General features: G+C 31.6%; 28 protein-coding genes. 4 read left to right on the plus strand and 24 right to left on the minus strand.

Translation table 11 applies throughout. The features are described from left to right. The first annotated feature begins 76 nt into the window (after nt 1-76). The gene (cbpA, locus tag DY123_RS06810) at nt 77-718 is read left to right on the plus strand and encodes a cyclic di-AMP binding protein CbpA (RefSeq protein ID WP_105964031.1); all 642 of its coding nucleotides are present in this window, start codon (nt 77-79) and stop codon (nt 716-718) included. Nucleotides 719-770: 52 nt separating this feature from the next. Here the strand turns inward: cbpA and DY123_RS06815 are convergent, their stop codons facing one another. From DY123_RS06815 to DY123_RS06840, 6 genes are all read right to left on the minus strand, one after another. Then, nucleotides 771-1,133, minus strand: a complete 363-nt coding sequence (locus DY123_RS06815) for a type II toxin-antitoxin system PemK/MazF family toxin (RefSeq protein ID WP_167387726.1) — start codon at nt 1,131-1,133, stop codon at nt 771-773. 3 nt (nt 1,134-1,136) lie between these two features. Next, the gene (locus DY123_RS06820) at nt 1,137-1,403 is read right to left on the minus strand and encodes a hypothetical protein (RefSeq protein WP_105964033.1); all 267 of its coding nucleotides are present in this window, start codon (nt 1,401-1,403) and stop codon (nt 1,137-1,139) included. 38 nt (nt 1,404-1,441) lie between these two features. Continuing rightward, the gene (alr, locus tag DY123_RS06825) at nt 1,442-2,557 is read right to left on the minus strand and encodes an alanine racemase (RefSeq protein ID WP_140924831.1); all 1,116 of its coding nucleotides are present in this window, start codon (nt 2,555-2,557) and stop codon (nt 1,442-1,444) included. A gap of 102 nt (nt 2,558-2,659) precedes the next feature. Continuing rightward, on the minus strand, nt 2,660-4,189 hold the full coding sequence (gene cshA, locus DY123_RS06830) for a degradosome RNA helicase CshA (protein WP_140924833.1): 1,530 nt from the start codon (nt 4,187-4,189) through the stop codon (nt 2,660-2,662). Between the two features lie 165 nt (nt 4,190-4,354). Further along, a complete protein-coding gene (locus DY123_RS06835) occupies nt 4,355-5,728 on the minus strand; it encodes a UDP-N-acetylmuramoyl-tripeptide--D-alanyl-D-alanine ligase (protein ID WP_140924835.1) in 1,374 nt (457 codons plus the stop codon). Nucleotides 5,729-5,803: 75 nt separating this feature from the next. Next, nucleotides 5,804-6,592, minus strand: coding sequence for a hypothetical protein (locus DY123_RS06840; protein WP_108982954.1), 789 nt, complete (start codon nt 6,590-6,592; stop codon nt 5,804-5,806). 130 nt (nt 6,593-6,722) lie between these two features. On the opposite strand from DY123_RS06840, the gene DY123_RS06845 reads away from it, so the two are divergent. Continuing rightward, nucleotides 6,723-7,184: a low molecular weight protein-tyrosine-phosphatase gene (locus DY123_RS06845; protein WP_140924836.1), complete on the plus strand. Its 462-nt coding sequence runs from the start codon at nt 6,723-6,725 to the stop codon at nt 7,182-7,184. 38 nt (nt 7,185-7,222) lie between these two features. Here the strand turns inward: DY123_RS06845 and DY123_RS06850 are convergent, their stop codons facing one another. From DY123_RS06850 to DY123_RS06870, 5 genes are all read right to left on the minus strand, one after another. Next, nucleotides 7,223-7,468, minus strand: a complete 246-nt coding sequence (locus tag DY123_RS06850; RefSeq protein WP_105957348.1) for a type B 50S ribosomal protein L31 — start codon at nt 7,466-7,468, stop codon at nt 7,223-7,225. 105 nt (nt 7,469-7,573) lie between these two features. Next, nucleotides 7,574-8,848 carry a UDP-N-acetylglucosamine 1-carboxyvinyltransferase gene (gene murA, locus DY123_RS06855; RefSeq protein WP_108982952.1) on the minus strand — a complete coding sequence of 425 codons (1,275 nt, stop codon included), beginning with the start codon at nt 8,846-8,848 and terminating at the stop codon, nt 7,574-7,576. Nucleotides 8,849-9,009: 161 nt separating this feature from the next. Next, nucleotides 9,010-10,626 carry a CTP synthase gene (pyrG, locus tag DY123_RS06860; protein WP_108983000.1) on the minus strand — a complete coding sequence of 539 codons (1,617 nt, stop codon included), beginning with the start codon at nt 10,624-10,626 and terminating at the stop codon, nt 9,010-9,012. 186 nt (nt 10,627-10,812) lie between these two features. After that, on the minus strand, nt 10,813-11,340 hold the full coding sequence (gene rpoE / locus DY123_RS06865; RefSeq protein ID WP_404799029.1) for a DNA-directed RNA polymerase subunit delta: 528 nt from the start codon (nt 11,338-11,340) through the stop codon (nt 10,813-10,815). A gap of 89 nt (nt 11,341-11,429) precedes the next feature. Further along, nucleotides 11,430-11,864, minus strand: a complete 435-nt coding sequence (locus DY123_RS06870) for a YwiB family protein (RefSeq protein WP_181398819.1) — start codon at nt 11,862-11,864, stop codon at nt 11,430-11,432. Between the two features lie 155 nt (nt 11,865-12,019). Between DY123_RS06870 and DY123_RS06875 the strand changes: the two genes are divergently transcribed. Further along, nucleotides 12,020-13,363, plus strand: coding sequence for an HD domain-containing protein (locus DY123_RS06875; RefSeq protein WP_140936327.1), 1,344 nt, complete (start codon nt 12,020-12,022; stop codon nt 13,361-13,363). Between the two features lie 18 nt (nt 13,364-13,381). Next, nucleotides 13,382-14,200, plus strand: coding sequence for a sugar-phosphatase (gene yidA / locus DY123_RS06880; RefSeq protein ID WP_108982997.1), 819 nt, complete (start codon nt 13,382-13,384; stop codon nt 14,198-14,200). Between the two features lie 54 nt (nt 14,201-14,254). Here yidA and DY123_RS06885 read toward each other — a convergent pair whose 3' ends face one another. The 13 genes from DY123_RS06885 to DY123_RS06945 form a co-directional block, all read right to left on the minus strand. After that, nucleotides 14,255-14,602, minus strand: coding sequence for a DUF3899 domain-containing protein (locus DY123_RS06885; protein WP_140924844.1), 348 nt, complete (start codon nt 14,600-14,602; stop codon nt 14,255-14,257). After that, nucleotides 14,602-15,582, minus strand: a complete 981-nt coding sequence (locus DY123_RS06890; RefSeq protein ID WP_105957355.1) for a ribose-phosphate diphosphokinase — start codon at nt 15,580-15,582, stop codon at nt 14,602-14,604. The genes DY123_RS06885 and DY123_RS06890 overlap by 1 nt, the downstream gene beginning before the upstream one ends. A 125-nt stretch (nt 15,583-15,707) precedes the next feature. Continuing rightward, complete coding sequence (gene glmU / locus DY123_RS06895) at nt 15,708-17,081, minus strand: bifunctional UDP-N-acetylglucosamine diphosphorylase/glucosamine-1-phosphate N-acetyltransferase GlmU (protein WP_140924846.1); 1,374 nt, start codon at nt 17,079-17,081, stop codon at nt 15,708-15,710. Between the two features lies 1 nt (nt 17,082). Further along, nucleotides 17,083-17,928, minus strand: coding sequence for a pur operon repressor (gene purR / locus DY123_RS06900; RefSeq protein ID WP_105964046.1), 846 nt, complete (start codon nt 17,926-17,928; stop codon nt 17,083-17,085). Nucleotides 17,929-18,035: 107 nt separating this feature from the next. Next, nucleotides 18,036-18,884, minus strand: coding sequence for a 4-(cytidine 5'-diphospho)-2-C-methyl-D-erythritol kinase (gene ispE, locus DY123_RS06905; RefSeq protein ID WP_140924848.1), 849 nt, complete (start codon nt 18,882-18,884; stop codon nt 18,036-18,038). Nucleotides 18,885-19,009: 125 nt separating this feature from the next. Then, nucleotides 19,010-19,264, minus strand: a complete 255-nt coding sequence (locus tag DY123_RS06910; protein ID WP_108982993.1) for a Veg family protein — start codon at nt 19,262-19,264, stop codon at nt 19,010-19,012. An 85-nt stretch (nt 19,265-19,349) separates the two neighbouring features. Beyond that, the gene (gene rsmA / locus DY123_RS06915) at nt 19,350-20,237 is read right to left on the minus strand and encodes a 16S rRNA (adenine(1518)-N(6)/adenine(1519)-N(6))-dimethyltransferase RsmA (RefSeq protein ID WP_108982992.1); all 888 of its coding nucleotides are present in this window, start codon (nt 20,235-20,237) and stop codon (nt 19,350-19,352) included. A gap of 10 nt (nt 20,238-20,247) precedes the next feature. Then, complete coding sequence (gene rnmV, locus DY123_RS06920) at nt 20,248-20,799, minus strand: ribonuclease M5 (protein ID WP_108982991.1); 552 nt, start codon at nt 20,797-20,799, stop codon at nt 20,248-20,250. After that, nucleotides 20,799-21,566 (minus strand): TatD family hydrolase, encoded by a 768-nt coding sequence (locus DY123_RS06925; RefSeq protein ID WP_140924850.1) that lies wholly within the window; start codon nt 21,564-21,566, stop codon nt 20,799-20,801. The genes rnmV and DY123_RS06925 overlap by 1 nt, the downstream gene beginning before the upstream one ends. A gap of 90 nt (nt 21,567-21,656) precedes the next feature. Continuing rightward, entirely contained in the window at nt 21,657-23,699 is a 2,043-nt protein-coding gene (gene metG / locus DY123_RS06930; RefSeq protein WP_140924851.1) for a methionine--tRNA ligase, read from the minus strand. Nucleotides 23,700-23,778: 79 nt separating this feature from the next. Then, complete coding sequence (locus tag DY123_RS06935; protein WP_140924853.1) at nt 23,779-24,630, minus strand: DUF72 domain-containing protein; 852 nt, start codon at nt 24,628-24,630, stop codon at nt 23,779-23,781. 15 nt (nt 24,631-24,645) lie between these two features. Further along, the gene (locus DY123_RS06940; RefSeq protein WP_404799063.1) at nt 24,646-25,353 is read right to left on the minus strand and encodes an NAD-dependent protein deacylase; all 708 of its coding nucleotides are present in this window, start codon (nt 25,351-25,353) and stop codon (nt 24,646-24,648) included. A 19-nt stretch (nt 25,354-25,372) separates the two neighbouring features. Continuing rightward, nucleotides 25,373-26,335 carry an IpaB/EvcA family protein gene (locus DY123_RS06945; RefSeq protein WP_140924856.1) on the minus strand — a complete coding sequence of 321 codons (963 nt, stop codon included), beginning with the start codon at nt 26,333-26,335 and terminating at the stop codon, nt 25,373-25,375. Nucleotides 26,336-26,342 lie beyond the last annotated feature (7 nt).

A 26,342-nucleotide genomic window follows, 5' to 3' on the forward strand; every position in this document is an offset into this window, starting at 1 on the left:
ATAATTAATAATTGTTAATCATTTATGCTAAAATGAGAATATTAGATATTTTCTAATATTTGAAGGAGTGACATATATGTTATTAAAATCTTTAGTAAAACCAAAGAGTAGATTAGTTACTGTAACAGAGAATGTATCTTTAAAAGATGCATTAAATGTTTTGGAGGAGTCAGGATTTAGATGTGTGCCTATTTTAGATGAAACAGGTACTATCTTTAGAGGCAACATTTATAAAATGCATATTTATCGTCATAAGTCACGTGGTGGTGATATGAACTTACCTGTAACAACTTTATTAAAAAATGCTACAAAATTCATTAGTGTCGACTCAGCATTTTTCCATGTATTCTTCTCAATTAAAGATTTACCTTATATTGCTGTTTTAAGCAAAGAAAACAAATTTTATGGTATTTTAACCCATACTAGATTGTTAGATATGCTATCACAATCATGGAATGTTAATATTGGTAGTTATGTAATAACTGTCTTAGCTCCTGGTAATCGCGGTGATTTAGAAGCAATCTCTAAAATTATAACAAAGTATACATCTATCGCTAGTGTTATAAGTTTAGACGCACAGGAAGGTGAACTTGTACATAGAATCATGTTTACATTACCTGCAAATGTTGATAAAGACTTATTAAATAGAATTACTTCTGCTCTTGACCGTAAAGCATTTAGGGTTGCAGAAATTGAGGATTTAAATGATGAAAGATAATAAAAAGATGCGATTTTATAAATCGCATCTTTTTTTATTTTATGTATTAAAATTACTGAACCCCAACACTTAACTTCAAAGCTTTATCGATACGTTGCATAAATTTATCACTTAAATGATCAACTCGATCATTTAAACGTTGTTTATCGATTGTTCTGACTTGTTCCAATAAAACAACAGAATTTTTTTCAATTTTTGTTCTATCAGCACTAATGCCTACATGGGTAGGCATTTTAGGCTTTGAAATTTTAGCAGTAATTGCAGCCACAATAACAGTAGGACTGTAATGATTACCAATATTGTTTTGAATAATCAATACTGGTCTCATCCCACCTTGTTCTGAACCAATTACTGGTGATAGGTCAGCATAAAAAATATCGCCACGTTTAATTTCAACGTTTGACAATCTTAACATCCCCTATCTAAATCTCATTCTAATCAATTTATTTTCTGCATCTGCTTCACAAGGTGCAAATTCACGAGATATTTCTTGATTAAGATTACCCATTTCGGTATATCCATTAATCATAGAATTAATTAATAAATAGTCATCAAGCATTGGACTAACTTTAACACTTCTTTGGTTATCTAATTTTGCTGAAATACCATTAGCGATTTCATTTAACTCATATTGAGCTGATGAATCTCTGTTAATGTTAAAATAAGTTCCATTATTCAATACCATATATAAATTACTCCTATTTTTTCTAAATTATATTTATATTAGTTAATATAAACTCGTTTCAGACGATTAGTAAATAAACAAGCAACCTCATAATGAATTGTATCACAATAATTAGCAATATCCTGTAAAGTTATCTCTTTATCACCATTTTTACCAACAATTGTAACCTTTGTTCCAACAGGTACTTCTTCAGGTAATTTTATCATTAGTTGGTCCATACATACGCGCCCCACAATTGGACATTCATATCCATTTACTAACAATGAAAATCCCTGCATTTTCCTAGTAATACCATCAGCATAGCCAATTGGTACTGTTCCAATCCATTGTTGTTCTTTCGTTGTGTAAGTAGCACCATAACCAATAGAATGATTAGGACTTACCAACTTACAATGAACAATCTCGCTAGTTAAAGATAAAGCCGGATATAATTTAAATGGAGGTTTTACATATCCTCCCGAAGGATTTAAACCATAACCCGCAATACCATATCTTACCATATTACCATTACATTGACTATGCCACAAGCTGGTAGCAGTATTTGATACATGTACATACTTAGGCCTAGGATTAACAACTTTCATAAAATCATTAAATCTGCTTACCTGTAAATCAAAATATGTCTTGTCATGTTCATCAGCTGTAGCAAAATGAGTAAAGATCCCTTCAAAATCAAAATTATTGTTTTTTTTCAAATAATCAATGGCAGCTTTTAATTCTGTGGCATTTTGAAAACCAATTCTTCCCATTCCGGTGTCTAATCCCAAATGAACATGTAATAATAAATTAGTATTTTTCAATATTTCATTCGCACGTTTTAACCACTCCAAAGAAGCAACAGTTACTGAAATGTTCTTTTGGGCAATTAATGAGACATCTTCAATTCGACTAATCCCTAAAATTAATATAGGCTGCTTAAAACCAGCATCTCGCAATTCAATACCTTCATCTAACATTGCAACACAAAAACCATCAGCACCGGCTTTAACAGCTGTTTCAGCAACTTGAATTGCCCCATGTCCATATCCATTAGCTTTAACTACCATAAACAAAGCAGCATTATTTTGTAAACGTTGTTTTTCAGCATTAATATTTTTATATATGGCACTTCTATCAATAATTAATTCAGCATTACGATGCTTTGCTACCACCATAATATTTATCCTCCAATTAACACTAGTTATAATTTAATTGTATATCTATGTTAACAAAAAAGCTATCGACTTATATTATAAATCGACAGCTTTTATTAAAAATTAATCTTTGTTTTTAATTGTAAAAGACTTATTTGGACGACGCTTTGAAGAATGGTTATCATTGTGATGATTATTGCCACCATTACGGCGCTTACCACCATGATTAAATCCACCACCATTACGATGGTTATTATTTCTTCTAAAGTTACCATGACGACCGCCGCCATGGTGCCCACCACCACGATGGAATCCACCGCCACGATGATGCTTGTTACGACTTGGCAATGGTCTTTCAGATGAGATATGGACTTTAACTTGGTTTCTAGTCATCTTACTTAATAGGACTGAAACTAAATCTTTTGCATCATACTCTTCTAATAATTGATCAGCAGTATCAGCAAATTTTTCAACTTTAGTTTTCTTAATTAATGAATCAATTTGTTTAGTAGCAGCCTTTAATTGTCCCTTCAATGCTTCATCAGCTGAAGGTGGCTTCAATGGTAACATTCTAACTTTAGTTAGCTTTTCAATATCTCTCAAGTAACTAGTTTCGTTAGGTTCAACAAAAGTCATTGAAACCCCATGATTACCGGCACGACCAGTACGACCAATTCTATGAACATAGCTTTCTGAATCTTGAGGGATATCATAGTTATAAACATGAGTAACTCCTGAAACATCAATTCCACGAGCTGCAACATCAGTAGCAACTAAGACATCAATCTTATCATTTTTAAATTCACGCATAATTTGTGAACGACGATTTTGAGTTAAATCACCGTGTAATCCAGCAGCACGATAACCTCTCAATAGTAGTCCCTTTGATACTTCATCAACACGACGCTTAGTACGACAAAATACAATTGTTACTTTTGGTGCTTGAATATCAAAGAATCTAGTCATTACATCGAATTTTTCAAATTGCTTTACACGAATATAATATTGATCGATTAAATCAGTAGTTAATTCTTTAGCTTTAATTTTAACTTGCTTAGGATCCTTCATGAACTGAACCCCAACACGTTTGATAGATGGTGGCATTGTAGCTGAGAACAATAATGTTTGTCTTTCTTCAGGAACTTGTTTAATGATATTTTCAATATCTTCCAAGAATCCCATGTCTAACATGTCATCAGCTTCATCTAGAACCAATGTTTTAACATTAGCCAACTTTAAAGTACGACGATTAATATGATCTAATAAACGACCTGGAGTACCAACCACAACTTGTGGATGACGCTTCAAATCCTTAATTTGTCTTCTAATATCTGAACCACCATATACGGCAGTAGTATTTACACCCTTATTTTTACCAAAACGACTAATTTCGCTTTGGGTTTGAATAGCTAATTCACGGGTTGGTGAAATAACTAAAGCTTGAACATTAGGATTTTCTAAATCGATATGTTCAATAATTGGTAAAGCAAAGGCAGCTGTTTTACCAGTACCTGTTTGGGCTTGTCCCAAAACATCTTCACCTTTTAATGTTAAAGGAATAGTTTCAGCTTGGATTGGGGTGGCTTCCTTAAAACCTTTTTCCTCAATTGCTTTTAATAAGTCTTCTGAAAGACCTAACTCTCTAAACTTCAAATATGTTTCCTCCTAAACGAAACATTTTATACAATACCATCACTAACTTGAGAAAAATCCGTTCCCACCATTACGTTAATGATTTGATTATAAAAATTCCGATAATCTAAAAAATGTAACTAGCCTATATTAAACCTTTTATCCACAATTAGCAAATAAATCACCTTAAACTTCAGTTAATTTATTTAGTATTTTTTCCAAATGAATTCCATGACTAGCTTTTAATAATACATCATCATCTTCATAAATTTCTGAATTCAACTGATCAAATAATTGGTCTAAATCACCTGTTTTAAAATAATGTAATGATTGTGGCTCATATTTATTAGATAATTTATCTGCTAAATATTTCATTTCATCACCAATCAAATAAACACTTTTAATAATTGATGGATCTAATGAATCAGCCAATGATTCATGCATTTCTTTTGATTTGTCACCTAGTTCCAACATATCACCTAATACGGCAATTCGAATACCTTTAGTATCACTATTAGCGAATGCTTTTAAAACTAATTTAGCAGCTGTTGGATTAGAATTATAAACATCAGACAAAATCATTTCATGTTTGTTACCTTCTATCCATTCAGTACGATTATTAGTTGCAGAAAAGTCCTTTAATGCTTGAATCATATAATTTTCATGAATACGGTATAAATTTCCCACTGATAAAGCAGCTAAAGCATTATTAACGTTATATGAGCCAATCATTGGAATGGTAAATTTAGCATCCCAATTACTAGCAGTGAAACTAGTTTGCTCTTCTTCACTATCAATATTGGTTGAATACAAATCATTATCTTCATTTTTACCAAAAGTTAACATTCTAAATGGTAAATTTTTAGCTCTTTGTCTTAGCAATGGCTCATCTCCATTGTAAATAAAGACACCATCTTCTTTTAAGCCATGAGTAATTTCCATTTTAGCGTCAGCTATCTTGTCACGAGTACCAAAGAACTCAATATGTGCTTCCCCAATCATTGTAATAATTGCTATATCTGGCTCTACTAAGTGACTCAATAGGTCTAATTGCCCAGGACGATCCATGCCCATCTCAATTACTAACATTTCTGTATTAGGTTCCATGGACAAAATAGTAATGGGCACACCAATTTCATTATTAAAATTATCATGCGTTTTAGTAACATTAAATTGGGTAGATAGAATAGATGCAATCATATCCTTAGTAGTAGTTTTTCCATTACTACCGGTAACTGCAACTACTCTAGGGTTAATTTTTGCCAAATAATATTGACTTAAAAATTGAAGCGCACTTAATGTATTATCTACCTTTATTATTGGAAAATCAGACGGTGCATTATCATGATCTGATTGCCATAGAGCAGCCTTTGCCCCATGCTTTATTGCATCTGCAATATAATCATGGCCATCATTTTGACTAACTAATGGGACAAATAACGAACCTGGTTCTAATTTTCGACTATCAAAAGAAACATTAGTAACATTAATATCATCATAATCACTAATATCATTTTGTGCGGAAACTGCTCTTGCGATTTCTGCAAGCGACATTTTCATAACTTTTAATCTCCTATACATTTCTTTTTACAAAAATAATTATTATCATAGTATAACATGAATCAGAAAATTATTTTAATTCAATAATTCATCTACTTCTTTAGGCAACAATTTGCTATTAACATCAATATTCCATGTTGATTTAACAATGTCATATTTCAAATATCCAATATTAATTGTATTACTGTAAATATCACTCTGTGTATGCCAAACATAATGATTTTGTGGCTTATTTTCTAATAACAAAGGAATCCGATACAATCGACGTCTGCCGAGAACTGCATCAAAATTAATAATTAAACCTTCACTACTTAATTTAATTAACAATTTTAATATATCTATAGGTATTGTTTTTAAAGATAAGGGGCGCTTAAACATCCTTCTGCTACTATGTAAATCTCTTAAATGACGTTTAATACTAATTTCAAGGATATGATTAAAATCGGAAAAATCACGATAATAGGTAGTTAATAAATTATTTTTATAAGCAAGATAAACATATTTATTCTGTAATTTGGAAGAAAATGGATTATTCATGGGTGAACCCATATGACCAAAATACAATAAACTAGCTATTTCTGTATTTAATAGTAGATTTAAATCATAATTACGTTCAAAATCCATAAATTTCTTATTAACAATTTGTTTATCTAATAAAAATTTTTGAATAGAATCTTTTCCATTAATTACACTAAATTTAGTATGTGCATTAACATTATTAGCGTTAACACGATCATCATTAAGCAAAATGATGTTTTGAGGCAATCTATCTAATCCGTTAACAAAGTCGTCAGAACTAATACCATGAGTATTAACCATATTACGTAACAAATTAGCATTAATATAAATAAAATTATCACGCATTTTAAATCACTCTTTCAGTTATTACACCCTTAATTGTACAACTATTTGTCAATATTGAATAACTATATAATTTAATATTCTATGAAATCCTGTTAAAATTTATATGAATAAAAAATTGGAGGTCATCAGTTTGAAAAAAGTCTTATTCGTATGTCATGGAAATGTATGTCGTTCTGCGATGGCTGAAGCTATTTTAAAAGATCAAATAAAAAAAGATAATCTATCAAACAAAATTGAAGTAAATTCTGCCGCAACTAGCTCTGAGGAAATTGGTAATCCTCCTCATCCTAATGTTAGAACTATTTTAGATAAACACCATCTAGATTATTCCGGTATGTATGCCACTCAAATTGAGGCAAAAGATTTTGATAAATATGATTACATAATTGGTATGGATAAAGAAAACATGGATAATCTAATGCATTGGTCACCAAAAGATGATTTACAAAAAATTCATTTATATTTGAATATTGATGACCAAAAAAGTGACCGTGAAATTCCAGATCCATGGTTTACTGGTAAATTTGAACAAACATTTGAAGTTATTAATAAAATAATGCCCAAATGGATTAATTATATTTTAAAAAATTAATAAAAAAAAGCAAGTCCAATTGGACTTGCTTTTTATATTTACTTGAAACCGTATTTCTTGTTGAAACGATCCACAGCACCATCGGCTTGAGTGAATTTTTCACGGCCAGTGTAGAATGGATGAGAATCTGAAGAAATTTCAAGACGTACTAATGGGTATTCATTACCATCGTCCATCTTGATAGTTTCGCTTGAGTTCATAGTTGAACCAGCAACGAATTTAGCACCAGTACTAGTATCTTGGAATACTACTTCGTGGTATTCTGGATGGATTCCTTGTTTCATTATATATCGCTCCTTTGCCCTGTATCATATGTTGATTCAGAGATTATCGATTAGTCGACTTCATTATATTAACATTAAAAAATAATTTCATCAATAGCAAACAAATTATTTTTCATCATTTATAATTTCAACTTCGGCATTTAATTGGGTTAATTTATCAACAATATTATCATAACCACGTAAAATATTATCCGCGTTATTTATAACTGTAGTTCCATTAGCCATTAATCCAGCAATCATTTCTGATGCTCCCGCTCTAATTTCGCCTGCCGAAATAGTAGTTCCATTTAAGTCGTCAGTATGACTAACAATAATACTACCATTTCCATCATTATAACGAATCTTAGCACCCATTTTATTCAACTCACTAATATGCTTAGTTCGCTTAGGATAAATGGTATCAATAATTGTACTATCACCATTAGCTTTTAATAACAATGGAGTGATTGGTTGTTGTAAATCAGTAGCAAATCCTGGATAAGGCATTGTTTTAATTTCAATGCTATTAAGCTTATGACTTTTAGGAACATAAATACTGTCTTCATTAATTTTTAAATCAATACCCATTTCCAATAGTTTAGCAATAAATGATTCCAAATGTTCTGGAATTACATTATGAATATTAACACCATCACCATAAGCTGATGCCATTGCTAAGTAAGTACCTGCTTCAATGCGATCAGGAATAATAATATGGGTGTTTTGCGCAACAAGCTTTGCAACACCCTCAATTCTGATTACATCAGTACCAGCACCTCTAATTTTAGCTCCCATATTATTTAAGAAGGTTACAATATCAATGATTTCGGGTTCTTTAGCCGCATTTCTAATTACGGTGTGTCCATTGGCTTTAACAGCTGCTAAAATTGCATTAATTGTAGCCCCTACAGATACAACATCTAAAAAGATAGAAGCTCCATGTAAACCTTTTTCATCAGTTGTAATAATAACCTTATCTTTATCATTAACGACTTTAGCTCCCATTGCTTTGAAAGCCTTAATATGTTGATCAATTGGTCTAGGCCCGATATTATCTCCGCCTGGAAAGGTAACTTTAGCTCTACCAAAACGACCTAATAATGCTCCCATGAAATAATATGATGCTCTTAGACTTTTAATTGCCTTACTAGGTAAAGCATTTTCTATTATATTTGTTGGATCAACGTTTAAAATGCCATCGGCAAAATCTGATTTAACATTCATAGATTCCAGAATAACCATTAGATTATGTACATCTAATATGTTAGGAACCATATCGAATTGAACCGGTGTATCTGCTAAAATAGCAGCAGGAATTAAAGCTACCGTACTATTTTTGGCACCACCAATAGTTACATCACCAGATAGTCGATGTCCACCTCTTATTATCATTTTATTCATTATTTAAATTCCTCACTTACGTTTCACTTAATTTAGTGAACAATACATTAATAATCATAAATAATAACATTGAAAAAAACAATACTTTATGGCAAATTATACGTATATTTAATTAAAAGTTAATAAAAAAAGGACTAAATAACTATTTAGTCCTTTTTTATCTATTTATTTTTAATATCGTGTTCTTCACCAGCAGCTTTAACAAATGCTTTAAATAAACCTTCTGGTTTAGTTGGTCTAGATAAGAATTCTGGATGATATTGAGCAGCGATAAAGAATTTATTTTCTGGAATTTCAATAACTTCAACTAAATGATTATCAGGTGAAGTACCAGAAATAACTAAACCGTTATCTTCCATTTCTTTTCTATATGCATTGTTATATTCATAACGGTGACGGTGACGTTCTGAAATTTCTTTTTTATTATCATAAGCAGCAGCTGTTTTAGTTCCAGGAATTAATTTACATGGATAAGCACCTAAACGTTGAGTACCACCCATACCATCAATGTCACTTTGGTCTGCCATCAAGTCAATAATCTTATGTGGTGTATCTTGATCAATTTCAGTGGTATTAGCATCCTTATAACCTAGGACATCACGAGCAAATTCAATGCTTGCAATTTGCATACCTAAACAAATACCAAAGTAAGGAACATCATTTTCTCTAGCATATTTAACAGCGGTAATCATACCTTCAATTCCACGGTCACCAAAACCACCAGGAACTAAGATACCATCAGCATCACTTAATAAATCTTTTACATTATCTTCATTAACTTTTTCTGAATTTAACATTTTTAGATTAACTTTAGCATCTAATGGGTATCCAGCATGCTTTAATGATTCAGTAATTGAAATGTAAGCATCCTTCAACTTAACATACTTACCAACCAAAGTAATGTTAATTTCTTTACTTAAGTTTTGTACCTTGTTTTCAAGTTGTTTCCATGCGGTCATATCAGCAGCTGGTGCTTTTACACCAAAATGATCTAACACTTGTTGATCCATTTTTTGATCTTGTAGCATTAATGGAATAGTGTACAAGGTTGGTGCATCTTTAGATTCAACAACTGCTTCTGGCTTAACATCACAGAATAGCGCAATTTTTCTCTTCATGTCATCAGTGACATCCTGTTCAGTTCTAACAACTAATAAGTTTGGTTGAATACCTAGTCCACGTAATTCCTTAACACTGTGTTGGGTTGGCTTAGTTTTCATTTCACCAGCAGCACGTAAGTAAGGAATTAAAGTAGTATGAATGTAAAACACATTTTCGTCGCCTACTTCAGCCTTCATTTGACGAATAGCTTCCAAGAATGGAAGGGATTCAATATCACCAACAGTACCACCAATTTCAGTGATTACAATATCAGCTTCAGAAACCTTAGCAGCACGCATAATTTTTTCTTTAATCATTCCGGTAATATGAGGAATAACTTGAACAGTAGCTCCTAAATAATCTCCACGACGTTCTTTACGTAAAACTTCTGAATAAATTTTACCAGTAGTTACGTTTGAGTACTTATTCAAATCATTATCAATAAAACGTTCATAATGTCCAAGATCAAGGTCGGTTTCTGTACCATCATTGGTAACAAAAACTTCCCCATGTTGGTAAGGACTCATTGTACCGGGGTCGACATTAATGTATGGATCAAATTTTTGAATTGTAACATTTAATCCACGATTCTTTAATAAACGGCCTAGTGATGCAGAAACAATTCCTTTTCCTAGTGAAGAAACAACCCCACCAGTAACAAAAACATATTTAGTCATGTGTATATAACTCCTCATAAAATCTATTAGGGTAAAAACGTAAAAACTCCCTATTCACGAGAATAGGGAGTTATTGATTACTTTAATCGATCAATTGTCCTCACAAAACCTTTTGTAAGGAGCCCAAAAATAATAATACATGGTTATATATCTTTAGTCAAGATATATAAAGTAAAATTATTTTAATTAATCTTTAGAATCATCATCATCGTCATCATGCAACTCTGATAATTCTCCTTCGATACCATCTGGAATGTCTTCTTCATTAGTATCGTTTTCTTCGTCAATGTCATCTAAATCTTTATGATATTTATCGGTTTCGTCAGTGCCTTCATCGGCATCTTCAAATTCGTCGTCTTGGTCTTCTGGATCATCGTCATCATAATCAATAACGTCATCATCATCAGAAGCATCAGCAAGGAAAGCATTAACTTTACGACGTTTTTTATTTCTAGGACGATCAATATCTTCATCTTCTGGATGAACAGTAGCTTCATCGATTGATTCATATGGGTACCATGTTCTTAATCCCCAAAGATTATCACCTAAAGAAATAAAACTACCATCAACGTTCATATCTGTATAGAATTGAACTAATCGTTTACGAATTTCTTCATCAGAATCACCCAAATATTTTTGGATTTCGTTTGCGATATCAGCAAAGGCCATAACATCCCCATGTTCAGCTAAGATAGCATGAGCGACTTCTACCATTGATAATTCTTTCTTGTCTTTACCTTCTAAGGCTTCTAGTTTCAAATCGGTGCACGTCCTTTCAAAATACTAAATAATATAATACTCGTTTAAGCAGAAAAATGCAATTCCATTTTGTACTCACCAATCATCATGTTGCCAGACATGAGTTCATATTTAATATCTAAATCACCTGCTTGTGGAGACTCTTGGTAATTATATAATAAATCTTTAGTATTAACCGCAAGTTTAATAGGTCCATATGGAGTTTGATAAATGGTATCATGTTGTTCTTTATCAGCAAAAATCAATCTTGAATGATGACCCATTTTATCTTGTCTAGTCAATTGAACATGGTCATCACTAATTTTGATGGTAACTGATGCGACCTTTTCTTCCTTTTGAGTTTCCTTAAAACGCAAATAAGTTTTATCGCCAACGTTTACTAATGTTCCTAATTCACGAAAAGTAAATTTTTCGCTTTCATCATCTTGCTTAATATAGGTAGTTAAATCTACAACTACACTTTCACTATTGTCGGTCAAATTTATTCACTCCTTTATATTGTGAATTCATATATTTAATTATATATGGTATCTACCTTAAATGCATTAATTTAATAAGTTTAATTTTAATTCTTCATTAATATTATTTGTTATAATGATAGTTATTAAATATATATTTATAAGGGGGACAATCATTGAAGTTTACAGATAAGTTGTTACCACGAGAAAAAGTTTTTCGTGACCCTGTTCATGATTACATATATGTGCAACACCAAGTCATCTTAGATTTAATTAATACTAAGGAAATGCAAAGACTAAGAAGAGTCAAACAATTGGGGGCTTCATCATTCACATTTCACGGTGCTGAGCATTCTAGATTCACCCATAGTTTAGGTGTTTATGAAATTACACGCAGAATTTGTGATTTGTTTTTGAGAAATTATCCTACTGAAAATCCAGGCGATGGACTTTGGGATGATTCTGAAAGATTAGTTGCCCTATGTGCAGCACTATTACATGATATTGGACATGGTGCGTATTCACATACTTTTGAACATATTTTTCATACTAATCATGAAATGATTACACAAGAAATTATTACTTCTCCTAAAACTGAGGTAAATAAGGTCTTACGTAATGTCGATCCCGAATTTCCAAAACAAGTTGCTGCTGTAATTAATCATACTTATAGTAATCCACAAGTTGTCCAAATGATTTCTAGTCAATGTGATGCCGACCGGATGGATTATTTATTAAGGGATGCATATAATACTGGTGCAAGTTATGGTAATTTTGATTTAACTAGAATTCTACGAGTAATGCGTCCATATAGTGGTGGAATTTGTTTCGATATTTCTGGAATGCATGCTGTAGAAGATTATATTATTAGCCGTCTGCAAATGTACATGCAAGTCTACTTTCATCCTGTATCTCGATCAATGGAAGTCATTCTAAGTCATTTGTTAAAACGAGCAAAACAATTAGCCGACAAAATGCCTACTAATGATAGCTCCACCCCTTATCTATTAATGCCATTTTTCCAAAATAATTTTGATATCGACGACTATTTAAAACTAGATGATGGTGTATTAAACACATATTTTATTCACTGGGTAGATTCAAAGGATAGCATTCTTTCTGATTTGGCTGATCGTTTTATTAATCGTCGTCCCCTTAAATCTGTAGAATTTAATAGTGACACTAAAAAATTAATTCCTAAATTGCAAGAATTAATCAAGCAGGTTGGCTTTGCTCCTGAATACTATACAGATACTAATAATAGTTTTGATTTGCCTTATGATGCTTATGATCCTAAAAAGAAACACCATGCAACGCAAATTGAATTACGTCGTCCAGATGGTACGATGGTTGAATTATCAAAAGTCTCTCGCTTAGTAAATGCAGTAACTGGTAAACAATTAGGAGATGAAAGATTCTTCTTCCCTAAAGAAATGCTGAATTCTGCAAACAACATCGAAATTTTTCAACCTATATATGAAGAATTTCAAAAACATATAAAAAATAATCAATTAATATAATTATTTGGAGGTAACATTATGAAAGACATTAAATTAATCGCTATCGATATTGATGGCACATTGTTAAATGAAGAAAACAATTTAGCGCAAGAAACTATTGATGCTATCACAGAAGCTAGACAACAAGGTATTAAAGTTGTTTTATGTACAGGTCGTCCATTGACTGGGGCTAAAACTTACCTTAAAGCATTAAATATTTCTGGTCATGATGAATATGCTATTACTTTTAATGGTTCACAAGTACAAGATGCTGATGGAAACATTATTGAAAAGGAAAATATTACTCATGATGAATTTTTGGAATTAGAAAAATTAAGTCATAAATTAGATACTAATTTTCAAATTGAAACTGCTGATTATATTTATGCTACTAACCGTGATTTAAGTCCCTTTTCAATTGCAGAAAGTTATTTAGTTAAAATGCCAATTAAGGTTCGTGAACCTAATGAAATTGGTAAAAATGTTGAAGTAGTTAAAGCAATGTTAATTGCTAATCCAGATGTAATTGATAAAGCTTTTGAAGAAATCCCAGAAGATTTATTCAATCGTTTTTCTGTTGTAAAAAGTACCCCTGTTTTTATTGAATTTATGAATAAAAAATCATCAAAAGGAAATGCTCTTGATAGCTTAGCTAAAGATTTAAATTTAACTGCTGATAATGTAATGGCAATTGGTGATCAAAATAACGATATGACTATGGTTAAATATGCTGGCACCGGTGTAGCCATGGGTAATGCTGTAGATGAACTAAAGGCAATTGCTAATAAAGTTACTAAGACTAATAAAGAAAATGGTGTTGCATATGCCATTCGTAATTTTGCATTAAACAAAAAATAGTAATTAACAAAAAGTTCCCCTTAACATTGAAAAATGCTAAGGGGAACTTTTTTATTATAAAGTAATTAAAATTGCGATTAAAATCCATATAATTCCCACTGTTAAAAACAGCTTTGCAAAATCATTTATTACTATTGATTCATTCTTCTTGCTACCAATTTCTTTAGCCGGAATTTTTTCATTTTCGAAACGCTCATTATCACCTTTGCGATGAAAAATACGCCAACCAGTAAATAAATGACCTTTAGCAATTATCATAACGGCTCCTATTACGACCAACAATAAGCCTAATATAAAGAAGACATTACTCATTGCAATAATCTGTATATTAAATATATAGATTATTAAGCCAATAATTATACTCACAGAAGAAATAATTAGACCAAAAAATCTTTTATTCATTATTTATCATCAGTTCTAAAACGATTACTGAATAAAGGACTAACAGCACGATCTTCATTGATACGTTTAATTGCATCTCCAATTAGTGGAGCAACAGAAATTTGTTCAATCTTATCAATTTGTTTTTCTTTTGGTAAACGGATTGTATCAGTAACTACCAATTTTTTAATTGGTGATTTTTCAATTCGATCAATGGCTGGACCAGATAATACTGGATGCGTACAACAAGCATATACTTCTTTAGCTCCAGCTTCCATTAAAGCTTGAGCACCTAAAGTAATAGTACCAGCAGTATCAATCATATCATCAACCATTAAACATGATTTACCTTTTACATCACCAATAATATTCATAATTTCAGCAACATTTGCTTGTGGACGGCGTTTATCAATGATAGAAATTGGTGATTTCAAGAATTCTGCTAATGCACGAGCACGAACTACCCCACCATGATCAGGAGAAACTACAACTGCATCAGAATTCCATCCATGATTCATAAAATGATCAGCCAATAATGGTGCACCCATTAAATGATCAACTGGAACATCAAAGAAACCTTGAATTTGAGCAGCATGTAAGTCTAATGCAACTACTCGATTAATTCCAGCAGTTTCTAACATGTTAGCAACTAACTTAGCAGTAATTGGTTCTCTTGAACGAGCCTTACGATCTTGTCTTGCATAACCATAGTAAGGAATTACAACATTAATAGTTTTTGCACTAGCACGTCTTAATGCATCAATCATAATCATCAATTCCATTAAATTATCATTTACTGGAGCAGATGTAGATTGAATGATGTAACAGTTATCTCCACGGATACTTTCTTCAATGTTAATTTTGATTTCTCCATCACTAAATCTATCTACAGATGTTTTACCTAAATCTACTCCAACACGATCAGCAATTTTTTCAGCTAATGGGATGTTTGAATTTAATGCAAAAATCTTTAATTTAGGATCAGAATATTTTTCAGCCATAAAGTTCCTCCACCTAACAATAAAATATTATTCGTCAGTTCAATATAAAACATTCAACATTATTTTACACTAAAACTATATTTTTTTCACTCAAAAGTTATAGGAATTATAAATAAACGTTTTAATTATCCATTATATGGTAATTTTTTGTAATAGCCTGGCTTGTTAGTCTGACGTTGTCTAGCAATGGCCATATCATATTGTTTAACATCATCAGTAATTGTAGAACCTGCAGCAATAAATGAATGATCATCAATATTTACAGGCGCAATTAAATTGGCATTACTACCAATGAATGATGCATCTCCAACGTTAGTTTCATGTTTGTTTTTACCATCATAGTTAGCAAAAATAACTCCACAACCAACATTAATATTCTTACCTAGATGAGCATTTCCAACATAAGTTAAATGTCCAACCTTAGTTCCTTCATCAATTTGAGCTTTTTTGACTTCAATAAAGTTGCCAAGATGAACATTTTTACCAATAACTGCATGTGGTCTTAAATGACTATAAGGACCAATATCGGAGCCTTCCATCATTTCAGATTCTTGAAGGTAAGATGAGGTTATTGTAACACCATCATGAATCACACAATCATGAATTTCTGAATTAGCACCAATTTTACAATTTTGGCCAATTTTAGTGTCCCCGTGAATTTGTACACCAGGTTCAATAACTGTATCTTGACCAATTTGAATATCAAAATCAATATAAGTATTTGAAGGATTAATCATTGATACTCCGTTAGCCATATGTTCTTCGTTGATGCGTCTTTGCATAACTTGATTAGCATTAGATAAAGCAATACGGTCATTTACACCCATGGATTCATTAAAATCATCCATTTGATATGCACCAATTTTTTTATTTTGTTCTTTGAAAATACCAATAACATCTGGTAAGTAATATTCGCCTTGAGCATTATCATTATTAACTTGATTTAAGGCATTGAATAACTCTTTGTTATCAAATACATATACACCGGTATTAATTTCGTCAATTTTCTTTTCCGCTTCACTAGCGTCTTTTTGTTCAACAATCTTGTTAACATTGCCTTCTGAATCACGAATAACTCTTCCATATCCGAAAGGATTAGGTGCCTTAGAAGTTAAAACGGTCGCAACAGCATTACTTTCTTCATGATAATCGAATAATTTTTGGAATGTATCGGCTTTAAATAAAGGTGTATCTCCACTAACTACCATAGTAGAGCCGTCTAAATCACTTAAAATAGGTGCAGTCTTTTTAACAGCATCACCAGTACCCAATTGTTTTTCTTGAAGCACGTATTGGCTTCTTTTACGTAACTGTTCTTCAACAGAATCAGCGCCATAACCTACTACCGTTACAACATTATCCATATTAATTTTTTCAACTTGAGTTAATACACAGTCAACCATAGTTCTACCGCAAACTTTATGAAGGACTTTATACAACTTAGATTTCATACGAGTACCTTTGCCCGCAGCTAAAATAATTGTATTTCTAGTGTTCATGCTAATTCCCCTTCTTACTAAAATTATCAAATGGTTTCCAATCAAAATTACCTTGTGAAACCTTTATCTCATCGCTGTTAGTATCAATTTTAAATAAAGATGTATATTGATCACTGCTGATTTTACGTTCACCATCATAATCGCGTTCAGCAACAAAAGAAATACCAGCAACCTTACTATCAAATTCATTGATTAAGCTGCAAAGGCCAGCTGCAGATCCACCACCACGTAGAAAATCATCCACGATTAAAACGTTGGAATTAGCAGGTAAACTTCTTTTAGATAATACCATTTTTTCAATCCGACGTTGCGATCCAGAAACATAATTAACACTAATGGTGGAACCATCAGTAATTCTGGAATCATGTCTGGCAATGATAAATGGCACATTTAACAAAGTAGCTACACTTTGGGCAACTGGAATTCCCTTAGTAGCAACTGTTAAAACTGCATCAATCTTTTTGTTTTTATACATTGTAGCAATCAATCTACCAATTTGTCTTAAAATCGATGGACGGTTTAATAAATCGTTCATATAAACATATCCACCAGGTAACATTCTTGTATTGTCATCTAAAAATGATTGTAGTTCTTCAATAAAACGAACTGCCTCATCTTTTTCGATACTTGGAATAAATTTACTTCCGCCAGCAGCGCCTGGAATTGTTTCCAATATTCCAGTCCCACTTTCTTGGAAAGTTTTTCTTAGAATTGTTAAATCTTCACTAATTGATGACTTCGCAGATTCATATCTATGTGCAAAAAATGTTAATGGAACCACTGTATTAGGATTTTCCATTAAGAATCTAGTCATATCAACTAATCTAGTACTACGTTTGGCTTTCATTTTTTCACCTCGTAAAAGTAAAAACTACAAGTAAATTTTATCATAATGTTCGGATTTAAGACACAATTTTGTTAGTTTTAATTACAAATAACTAAAAAATATCGTTTTTACATAGACTTAACAATGTATACTTCCGAACAAAAGCCACGAATACTATTAAAAATATGTTTAGCATGTCGCTCACTTTTACATAGACCAAAAACACTAGGACCAGTGCCACTCATTTGAGCATTATCAGCACCATATTTAATAAATTTAGCTTTTATTTTAAAAATATCTTGGTATTTTTTAGAAGAAATAGGCTCTAAAACATTACCTATATTCTTTGCAATTTGCGGATAATCTTGCTTTTTAACTGCATCGATTAATCCATTAATATTCACATGTTTTAGGTTATCATAATTAATATTACTCAAGATTTCAGGAGTGGAAACGCTAATTCTTGGTTTTACTAACACAAAATACATATTAGGTAATTTCGGCATTAATTTAATAATTTCACCCTTGCCAGTTACCTGCGCAGTTTTACTATAGATACAATATGGAACGTCAGAATCTAACTTTAAACCAAGAACTGCCATTTCTTTTAACGATAGGTTCAAATTCCAAATCCTATTCAATCCTCGAATAACAGCAGCAGCATCAGAAGACCCGCCACCTAATCCAGCAGCTACTGGAATATTTTTCTTAATATTAATAGTAATCTTTTCTTTGATATCAAATGTATTTTTCATTAATAGCGCCGCTTGATATGCTAAATTTCGTTGATCATGAGGCAGAAAAACTTGACTTGAACTAACATGAATACTGTTCCCCTGAGTAGTTATAATTTCTACATAATCAGATAAATCAATTGAAGTCATTATCATATTCCATTCAGGACTACCATCTTTATGTCGATACAAAGTATCTAAGCCTAAATTAAGCTTGGCTCTTGCTTTTTCTACAATTCTCAAGCATCACACCTCGTTTCATATCATTTATTTATTTAATATTATACTAAAATAAAATATAAAAGTCAGTGAAACTTTTTATAAGTAATTATGTAAATAAAAAAAGCTAATATAAAATATTAGCTTAATTATACTTCTTCTATTTTATTGTCATCTTCAAAGTCAACATAGATATTTTTAGTCAAAATATCAGTATAACTATAAGATACTCGTTTTAAATTTTCATCTTTTTCTAAATCTACAATAAAAACGGCTTGAAAAATTTCAGATAATCTTCCATGACGTTTTAATATCTTATTTCTTCCAACTTGAACGGTCACTACAACCTTTTGGCCGATACGATCCTTCAAATTATTTTTGATTGTGTTCAAACTTGTTGGCATAATCATCCACCTCACTTAGATAATTATACCATAAAAAATAAATAATTTCAAATTATATCATAATCATTATAAAATGGCAATTATTTTATATCATTTGTTTGTTATGAAATTCATTTGCCATCTCTACATATTGATTAACCGAAATTTTTTCAGGACGAATACTAGGTTTAATGTTTAAATTATCTAGCACTGCTTGAACTTGTTCTTTAGTAGCTGGTTCTTTACCAAACAGTCCCTGCATATTATTCCAGAAGGTTTTACGACGATGAGCAAAACATGCTCTTACAAAACTAGAAAATGCTTTAACATCAAAAACTTCATTTTCAATTGATTCTTTTTTAGCTAAAGTTACAATTGCAGAATCAACATTAGGTGCTGGAATAAATGATTTACGAGGTACTTCAAAAGCAATTTCAACATTATTCATATATTGAATAATTACAGATAATGAGCCATAATCACGGCTACCAGGATCAGCAACTAATCTTTGAGCTACTTCTTTTTGCATCATAACTGTAATATTATCAAATTCAGCATTGCCTTTTAATAAATCTAAAATAATTGGGGTAGTAATATAATAAGGTAAATTTGCGACAACTTTAATTGGATGTTCATCATTAAAATCATCTTTAATGATTTTAGGCAAATTTGCCTGTAATATATCTTCATTAATAATCTTTACATTGTTATAAGGTGATAAAGTATCATCTAAAACTGGTAATAAATTTTGGTCAATTTCAAAAGCCAAAACTCTTTTTGAACTTCTTGCTAAATATTCAGTTAATCCGCCAATTCCGGGACCAATTTCAATAACATTATCTGCATCATTTAAATTAGCAGCTTTAACAATGTTATTTAAAACATTTAAATCAGTTAGAAAATTTTGTCCTAGACTTTTCTTAGCTGATAAGTGGTAACGATTCAAAATGGCTTGGGTTCTTGCTGGACTAGCAATATCTGGATTGTTTGTCATAGTTACTCCTTTAGTTTAATTCTTTTACTGCATTTAAAAATTGTTCTTTAGAAATAGAAAACATCGCCAAACGCTTAGGTAATTGTTTTCCATTTACATATCCAATTTGTAAGATATTACAGAATTTAGTTCTTCTAATTTTAGCTTGATCATCGTTAATCAAGCGCGCCCCTTCTAGATCATCATGACTAATAACATCACTATGATTTTCTAAATCAGACGTATAGACATTTTTTAACGCTTCTTTAATTGTATTAACACTAGCATGTTCAACACCTAGTGAACCATCGCTTTTAGTAGGTACTGATTTTTTACGATCTACGAAAGCATGCTTAGCATTGGGTACAGCTTCTGACACAATTCGACGAATCCGTTCACCAGAAAAATCAGGATCAGTAAAAATAATAATTCCTCTTTTTTGGGCTGCCTTTTTAATCAACGCTAAAGTAGATTCATCAATTGCAGATCCCCTTGTTTCAATTGTATCAGCATTCACGGCTCTTTTAATTCGCTTCGTGTCGTCTTTACCTTCAACAACGATTACTTCTTTAATTTTTTCCATTATTCATCCAATCCAAAAATTCTCATCGCATTATTATAAGTAGCATCCGAAATTTTATCAGGGGTTGTATCCCTAAAACGAGCAACTGCTTCAACTGTATATAACGTATATGCTGGTTCATTTTGATGACCACGTAATGGTTCTGGAGATAGATAAGGTGCATCCGTTTCGACTAACATTCGATCAATAGGAGTTTGTCTAACTGCATCATGCACTTCATGAGTTTTTTTGAAACTTGCAACTCCAGAATATGAAACATACATCCCTAGATTGATAAATTTCTTCAACCATTCTGGATCACCATTAAAACTATGAATAATACCATTGTGCACGCCTTCTTCACTTAAAATTTTATAAGTATCTTCAAAAGCTTCGCGATTATGAACAGAAATGGGCATATTCATGGCTTTAGCTAGTCTGATTTGACGTCTAAAAACATGAAATTGGCATTTTTTAGGTGCGACTGATTGAAAATAATCTAAACCAATTTCACCTAAAGCAACAACCTTATCATCTTTTAATTGTTCTTTTAAAATAGCCTCTTGTTTGTCATCATACTTTAATGAGTCTTCAGGATGCCAACCAACAATCGCATACAAATTATCATATTTATGAGCTAACTCAATGGCTTCTTGATTCATTTCAGTATTAGAACCAACAATTGCCATTTTGTCTACACCTAATCGATGCGCATGTTCAATGTAAGCATCCACATTATCACGAAATGCATCATCATTTAAATGTGTATGCGAATCAAAAATTTTCATATACTAATTACACTCCATTTCACTAAAATAGCCATTAATTCTTTATTGAATTAATGGCTATTATTCAATTATCTAGTTATTAAATAACCATTATTCTAAGGTTGAACCATTTTCAAATTGACTGCCAACGGTTACCAATTCAACATTACCATCTTTATGTTCAACTGATAGTAACATTCCTTGACTTAATTCACCGCGCATCTTTCTAGGTTTCAAGTTTGAAACGATGATTACTTTTTTACCAATTAATTTATCAAAATCAGGATACCATTTAGCAATACCAGAAAGAATTTGAGTATCTTCTTGCTTACCAGCATCTAAAGTAAACTTAAGTAACTTATCAGCACCTTCAACTTTAGCTACTGATTTCACTTGAGCTACTTTTAATTCAACTTTTTCAAAGGCATCAAAGCGAATTTCTTTCTTATCATTAGCTTCTAATGGTTTATCTGCATCCAATTTAGCTTGTGCTTTTTGCTTAGCTTCTTCTTTTACAGCACGACCTTTTTTCTTATCAGACTTAGTCATTTGACCTTTAATAAACGCAACTTCTTCTTCCTTATCTAAACGTGGGAAAATTGGAGTTCCTTTGGCAACAACTTTATGTCCAGTTCCTAAATCTGACAATTTAGGATCAGTTAAATCTAAGTCTTGATCATCCAAACCTAATTGAGTAAAGATTTGTTTTGGTGCATTAGTCATAATTGGACTAATTAGTAATGCAATCAAACGTAAACTAGCTGCCAAATGTGCCATAACAGCTGATAGTTGTTCGGCATCCCCTTCATTTTGTTGCTTAGCTAAAATCCAAGGAGTTGTTTGGTCAATATACTTATTGGTTTGTGAAACTAATTTCCAAATAACTGATAATGCATCAGAGAAATGAGCACTATTCATTTTTTCTTTGTATTCAGCAATTACATTAGTTGCAATTGATTCCAATTCTTTATCGGCAGGGGTAACTTCTGATTGATAATCTGGAATTACACCATCTTCATACTTGTTAATCATTGAAACGGTACGATTTAATAAGTTACCTAAATCGTTAGCTAGATCGTAATTAATCCGATCAATGAAATCTTCTGGAGTGAAAATTCCATCATTGCCAAATGGAACTGCCTTTAATAAGTAATATCTAACTGCATCCAGACCATATTTTTCGCACAATGTTTCAGGGTAAATAACATTGCCCTTTGACTTGGACATTTTACCGTCCTTCATAGTTAACCAACCATGACCAATAATATGTTTTGGTAGTGGTAAACCAAGTGCATGTAAAATAATGGGCCAGTAAATAGTATGGAAACGTACAATTTCTTTACCAACCATTTGAATATCTGCAGGCCAGAATTTATTAAATAGTGATTCATCATCACTACCATATCCTAAAGCAGTAATATAGTTGCTTAATGCATCAATCCAAACATAGATAACATGTTTAGGATCTGATTTCACGGGAACTCCCCATTTAAAAGAAGTTCTAGAAACAGCTAAATCTTCCAAACCGGGTTTAATAAAGTTATTAATCATTTCATTCATTCGAGATTCAGGTTGAATAAAATCTGGATGATCTTTATAGTATTGAACTAACCAATCAGCATATTTACTCATCTTAAAGAAATATGATTGTTCATGGACCATTTGAACTTCATGTCCTGAAGGAGCTTTTCCACCAGTTACATTACCCTGGTCATCTTTATAGACTTCTGCTAATTGAGATTCAGTAAAGAATTCTTCATCTGATACTGAATACCAACCTTTATATTCACCAAGATAAATGTCACCTTGGTCTAACAATCTTTGGAAAATTTTTTGTACAGCTTTTTCATGGTCTTCATCAGTTGTACGAATGAATTTATCATTTGTAATATCTAAAGTCTGCCAAAGTTGTTTAATTTGTTTAGCCATTTTATCCACGTAAGCTTGTGGACTCATGTCTAGTTTTTCCGCTTTTTCTTCAATTTTTAAACCATGTTCATCGGTTCCAGTTAAGAAAAAAACATCGTATCCTTCAGAACGTTTATAACGTGCCAAGGCATCACATGCAATAGTTGTATATGAATTACCAATGTGTAGACGTCCAGATGGATAATAAATTGGAGTTGTAACATAAAATGTATTGTTATCAGCCATTTAAATCATCCTTTCAACCTGTATTTATATAATATTATTAATAAGTATATCATATTTAGTTATGCAAAAATATTCCTCATTAGAACAAATCTAGCTGTTTAGGTGCTAAATTTTTGAAATGTAAATTTAGTAAATCTTTTAGCTTTAACGCATTCGGAGCAGCATCTTTACCTGAATTATTATTAAAAATAATACATACCTCATCAACTTGTTGTTCAAGTTCTTTAATAATATCAGCAAAATATTTAAGTTCAGAATCATTATAACGATATAGTGTCCTTTGACTACGCCAATCTTTACCTTGATGAAACCAACCATCTTCATTGCGTCCATGTAATCTTAAAAAAGCTAATTTTTTAGTAGTAATAACCGGTTTAAATGCAATGCCATTATTTAAATTATGCGGTTCATCAACAATTGCTAAAGTCATATTAAAACGTTTTAGGTATTGAACCACTGACGAATAAACACCATCTTCAGTCCAACTAGGATTTCTAAATTCAACTGTAATTGGCATTTTTTTGCCTAATAATTTTCGTATCTTAATTAAATACCTAATATTATCATTATTTCTCTGAAAATAAGGTGGAAATTGAAATAATATTGTCTTTAATTGACCAGCATCCCATAATGGTTGCATGGCTGTCTTAAAGTTAGCAAATGCCTGTAGTCTTTGTTCATCATTTGCTGGCATTAATGATTTTAAATCGTGTTTAGTCATTAACTTATTAGCCTTAATCACAAATTGAAAGTCTTTAGGCACTTGATGCTGCCATTGCTTAATCGTTGTTAAACGTGGAATACCATAAAATGGATTATCAACTTCAACTGTCGGAAAAAATCCTGTATACTCATTTAATTTAACTTTACGTTGCTCATCATTAATTAAGGCTGGATGATCAGACCAAGTTGTTAAACCAATCGTTATCATAAAATCATCCCACTTTTAAACTTTTAATTCACTAAAGAACTTAGTAGCATCTGCTTTAATCATCTTAAATGGAAAACTAAAATTAAGTTCTTCTTGATTAACTGCCAATACCTGTGCTTTTGGATTACGATAATCCAATAATCCAGCAAATGGATAAACACGCATCGAAGTTCCAACAATTACAACTAAATCAGCTTGTTCCATTAAGTTCACACTATTCATAATGTTTTCTTGATTTAAACCTTCATCATATAAAACAATGCCTGGTCTTAAAGTTCCACCACAGTCTTTATGAATTGGGCTTTGCATATATTCATGCCAGTCAACTGATTGATGACACTTTTGACAATAAACATTGTATAAATTACCGTGAAATTCAATTAGATTTTTAGCATTTGCTTTTTTATACAAATCATCAACATTTTGTGTAACAATTGATGCTCGTTTTTGACGAGTTAGTTCTGCTTGTTTCTCATGGATTGCATTAGGTTTGGCATCCGGATAATACATATTTTCTTTTACAAAAGTATAAAAGGTGTCTGGTTCATTATTTAAACAAGCATGACTTAAATAATATTCAGCTGGTTTACCAGTAGTATCAGTTGTGTACAATCCATTTTTAGAACGATAATCTGGAATCCCTGATGCTGTTGAAACTCCAGCTCCTGTTAAGAATACAATATGTTTTGCGTTATCAAATAATGATTGAATTTCTTCATTCATTATAAAAAGCCTCCCAAAATTATTTTCTAATGATGTATGGCATCTTTAATTCTTTAAACAAATCTTTAACTTTTAGTGCATATAACTTTTTGAAGTATGCAGGACTATCATCCATTCCTGTTGGTGCTGGCACAACAAATGAATTTTGATCATCACTCTTGTTAAAACCAACATATGCACGACGGTTAGTATTATTTTCATGCATTTCTGAATGAAAGATTTCAAACATTTGTTGAACATTCAAGTTTAATTGACGTTCTGAAACTACACTAGAAATCGTAGCATATTCAGTATTATGCAATGCAGGTAATCCCCATCCTATTAATTGCTTATCAAATGCTTTAAATAATTTTACAACATTACGACGTAATCCAAATGGTGAATCAGTAGGCTTTTCAGTAATGATTTCATAAATTTTATCAGCTGCTTTTAAAGCCACTGGATAATCTTTTTCTAAAGTGGCACGAACTTTCTTATCAAAAGTATCACCATAAAAGACGTGGGCATCAATAAGTGTTAGTAAACGTAATTCCATTGAATTATCTAATTCATCTGATTCAGGTTCAATCGTATTTTGAACACCCTTTAAATACATTGCTTCAATATCATCATTAATTAAATTATGCTTACGTTGCTCTGACACTACGACAAAATGTGAAACGATATCAAAAAGTTCAGTGCCCATTACTTGTAATTGTTCATCGATTTTTTCATTACCGGTTGATAGTGAGAAAAATAGTTGTGGAAAACCACGTAAAGTCATTAATAAGTGAATTAGTTCATGTGAAGCAGTATAATCAGGCGCAGATAAGTCAGAGATTTGCACAAAAAGATTTTTGCCATCTTGAACCACTTGGGCTTGATCATGACGAACATATCCTGATTGTAATTGACCGATAAATTGTACTTCAATTTTACCAGGGAAGTATTTGTTTACTACGTTAATTAGTCCTTGTGTTTCTTTATTTAATTGAATATCCATTTTATTT

Origin of the sequence: Apilactobacillus micheneri (genome assembly GCF_006493595.1) — a bacterium.
Taxonomy (GTDB): Bacteria; Bacillota; Bacilli; order Lactobacillales; family Lactobacillaceae; genus Apilactobacillus; species Apilactobacillus micheneri.

Bases quoted from the DNA above. Each gene is read 5' to 3' on its own strand.
- DY123_RS06910 (WP_108982993.1), bottom strand. From the start codon at position 19,264: ATGCCAACAAGTTTGAACACAATCAAAAATAATTTGAAGGATCGTATC.
- alr (WP_140924831.1), bottom strand. From the start codon at position 2,557: ATGGTGGTAGCAAAGCATCGTAATGCTGAATTAATTATTGATAGAAGT.
- glmU (WP_140924846.1), bottom strand. From the start codon at position 17,081: ATGAACACTAGAAATACAATTATTTTAGCTGCGGGCAAAGGTACTCGT.
- rpoE (WP_404799029.1), bottom strand. From the start codon at position 11,340: ATGGTAGAAGTCGCTCATGCTATCTTAGCTGAACATGGGGATGTTATG.
- DY123_RS06815 (WP_167387726.1), bottom strand. From the start codon at position 1,133: ATGTTAAGATTGTCAAACGTTGAAATTAAACGTGGCGATATTTTTTAT.
- yidA (WP_108982997.1), top strand. From the start codon at position 13,382: ATGAAAGACATTAAATTAATCGCTATCGATATTGATGGCACATTGTTA.
- DY123_RS06890 (WP_105957355.1), bottom strand. From the start codon at position 15,582: ATGGCTGAAAAATATTCTGATCCTAAATTAAAGATTTTTGCATTAAAT.
- DY123_RS06945 (WP_140924856.1), bottom strand. From the start codon at position 26,335: ATGGATATTCAATTAAATAAAGAAACACAAGGACTAATTAACGTAGTA.
- DY123_RS06850 (WP_105957348.1), bottom strand. From the start codon at position 7,468: ATGAAACAAGGAATCCATCCAGAATACCACGAAGTAGTATTCCAAGAT.
- pyrG (WP_108983000.1), bottom strand. From the start codon at position 10,626: ATGACTAAATATGTTTTTGTTACTGGTGGGGTTGTTTCTTCACTAGGA.
- DY123_RS06820 (WP_105964033.1), bottom strand. From the start codon at position 1,403: ATGGTATTGAATAATGGAACTTATTTTAACATTAACAGAGATTCATCA.
- DY123_RS06885 (WP_140924844.1), bottom strand. From the start codon at position 14,602: ATGAATAAAAGATTTTTTGGTCTAATTATTTCTTCTGTGAGTATAATT.
- DY123_RS06840 (WP_108982954.1), bottom strand. From the start codon at position 6,592: ATGCGTGATAATTTTATTTATATTAATGCTAATTTGTTACGTAATATG.
- metG (WP_140924851.1), bottom strand. From the start codon at position 23,699: ATGGCTGATAACAATACATTTTATGTTACAACTCCAATTTATTATCCA.
- murA (WP_108982952.1), bottom strand. From the start codon at position 8,848: ATGAATAAAATGATAATAAGAGGTGGACATCGACTATCTGGTGATGTA.
- DY123_RS06835 (WP_140924835.1), bottom strand. From the start codon at position 5,728: ATGAAAATGTCGCTTGCAGAAATCGCAAGAGCAGTTTCCGCACAAAAT.
- DY123_RS06935 (WP_140924853.1), bottom strand. From the start codon at position 24,630: ATGATAACGATTGGTTTAACAACTTGGTCTGATCATCCAGCCTTAATT.
- DY123_RS06925 (WP_140924850.1), bottom strand. From the start codon at position 21,566: ATGAAAATTTTTGATTCGCATACACATTTAAATGATGATGCATTTCGT.
- cbpA (WP_105964031.1), top strand. From the start codon at position 77: ATGTTATTAAAATCTTTAGTAAAACCAAAGAGTAGATTAGTTACTGTA.
- DY123_RS06940 (WP_404799063.1), bottom strand. From the start codon at position 25,353: ATGAATGAAGAAATTCAATCATTATTTGATAACGCAAAACATATTGTA.
- rsmA (WP_108982992.1), bottom strand. From the start codon at position 20,237: ATGACAAACAATCCAGATATTGCTAGTCCAGCAAGAACCCAAGCCATT.
- purR (WP_105964046.1), bottom strand. From the start codon at position 17,928: ATGAAAGCCAAACGTAGTACTAGATTAGTTGATATGACTAGATTCTTA.
- rnmV (WP_108982991.1), bottom strand. From the start codon at position 20,799: ATGGAAAAAATTAAAGAAGTAATCGTTGTTGAAGGTAAAGACGACACG.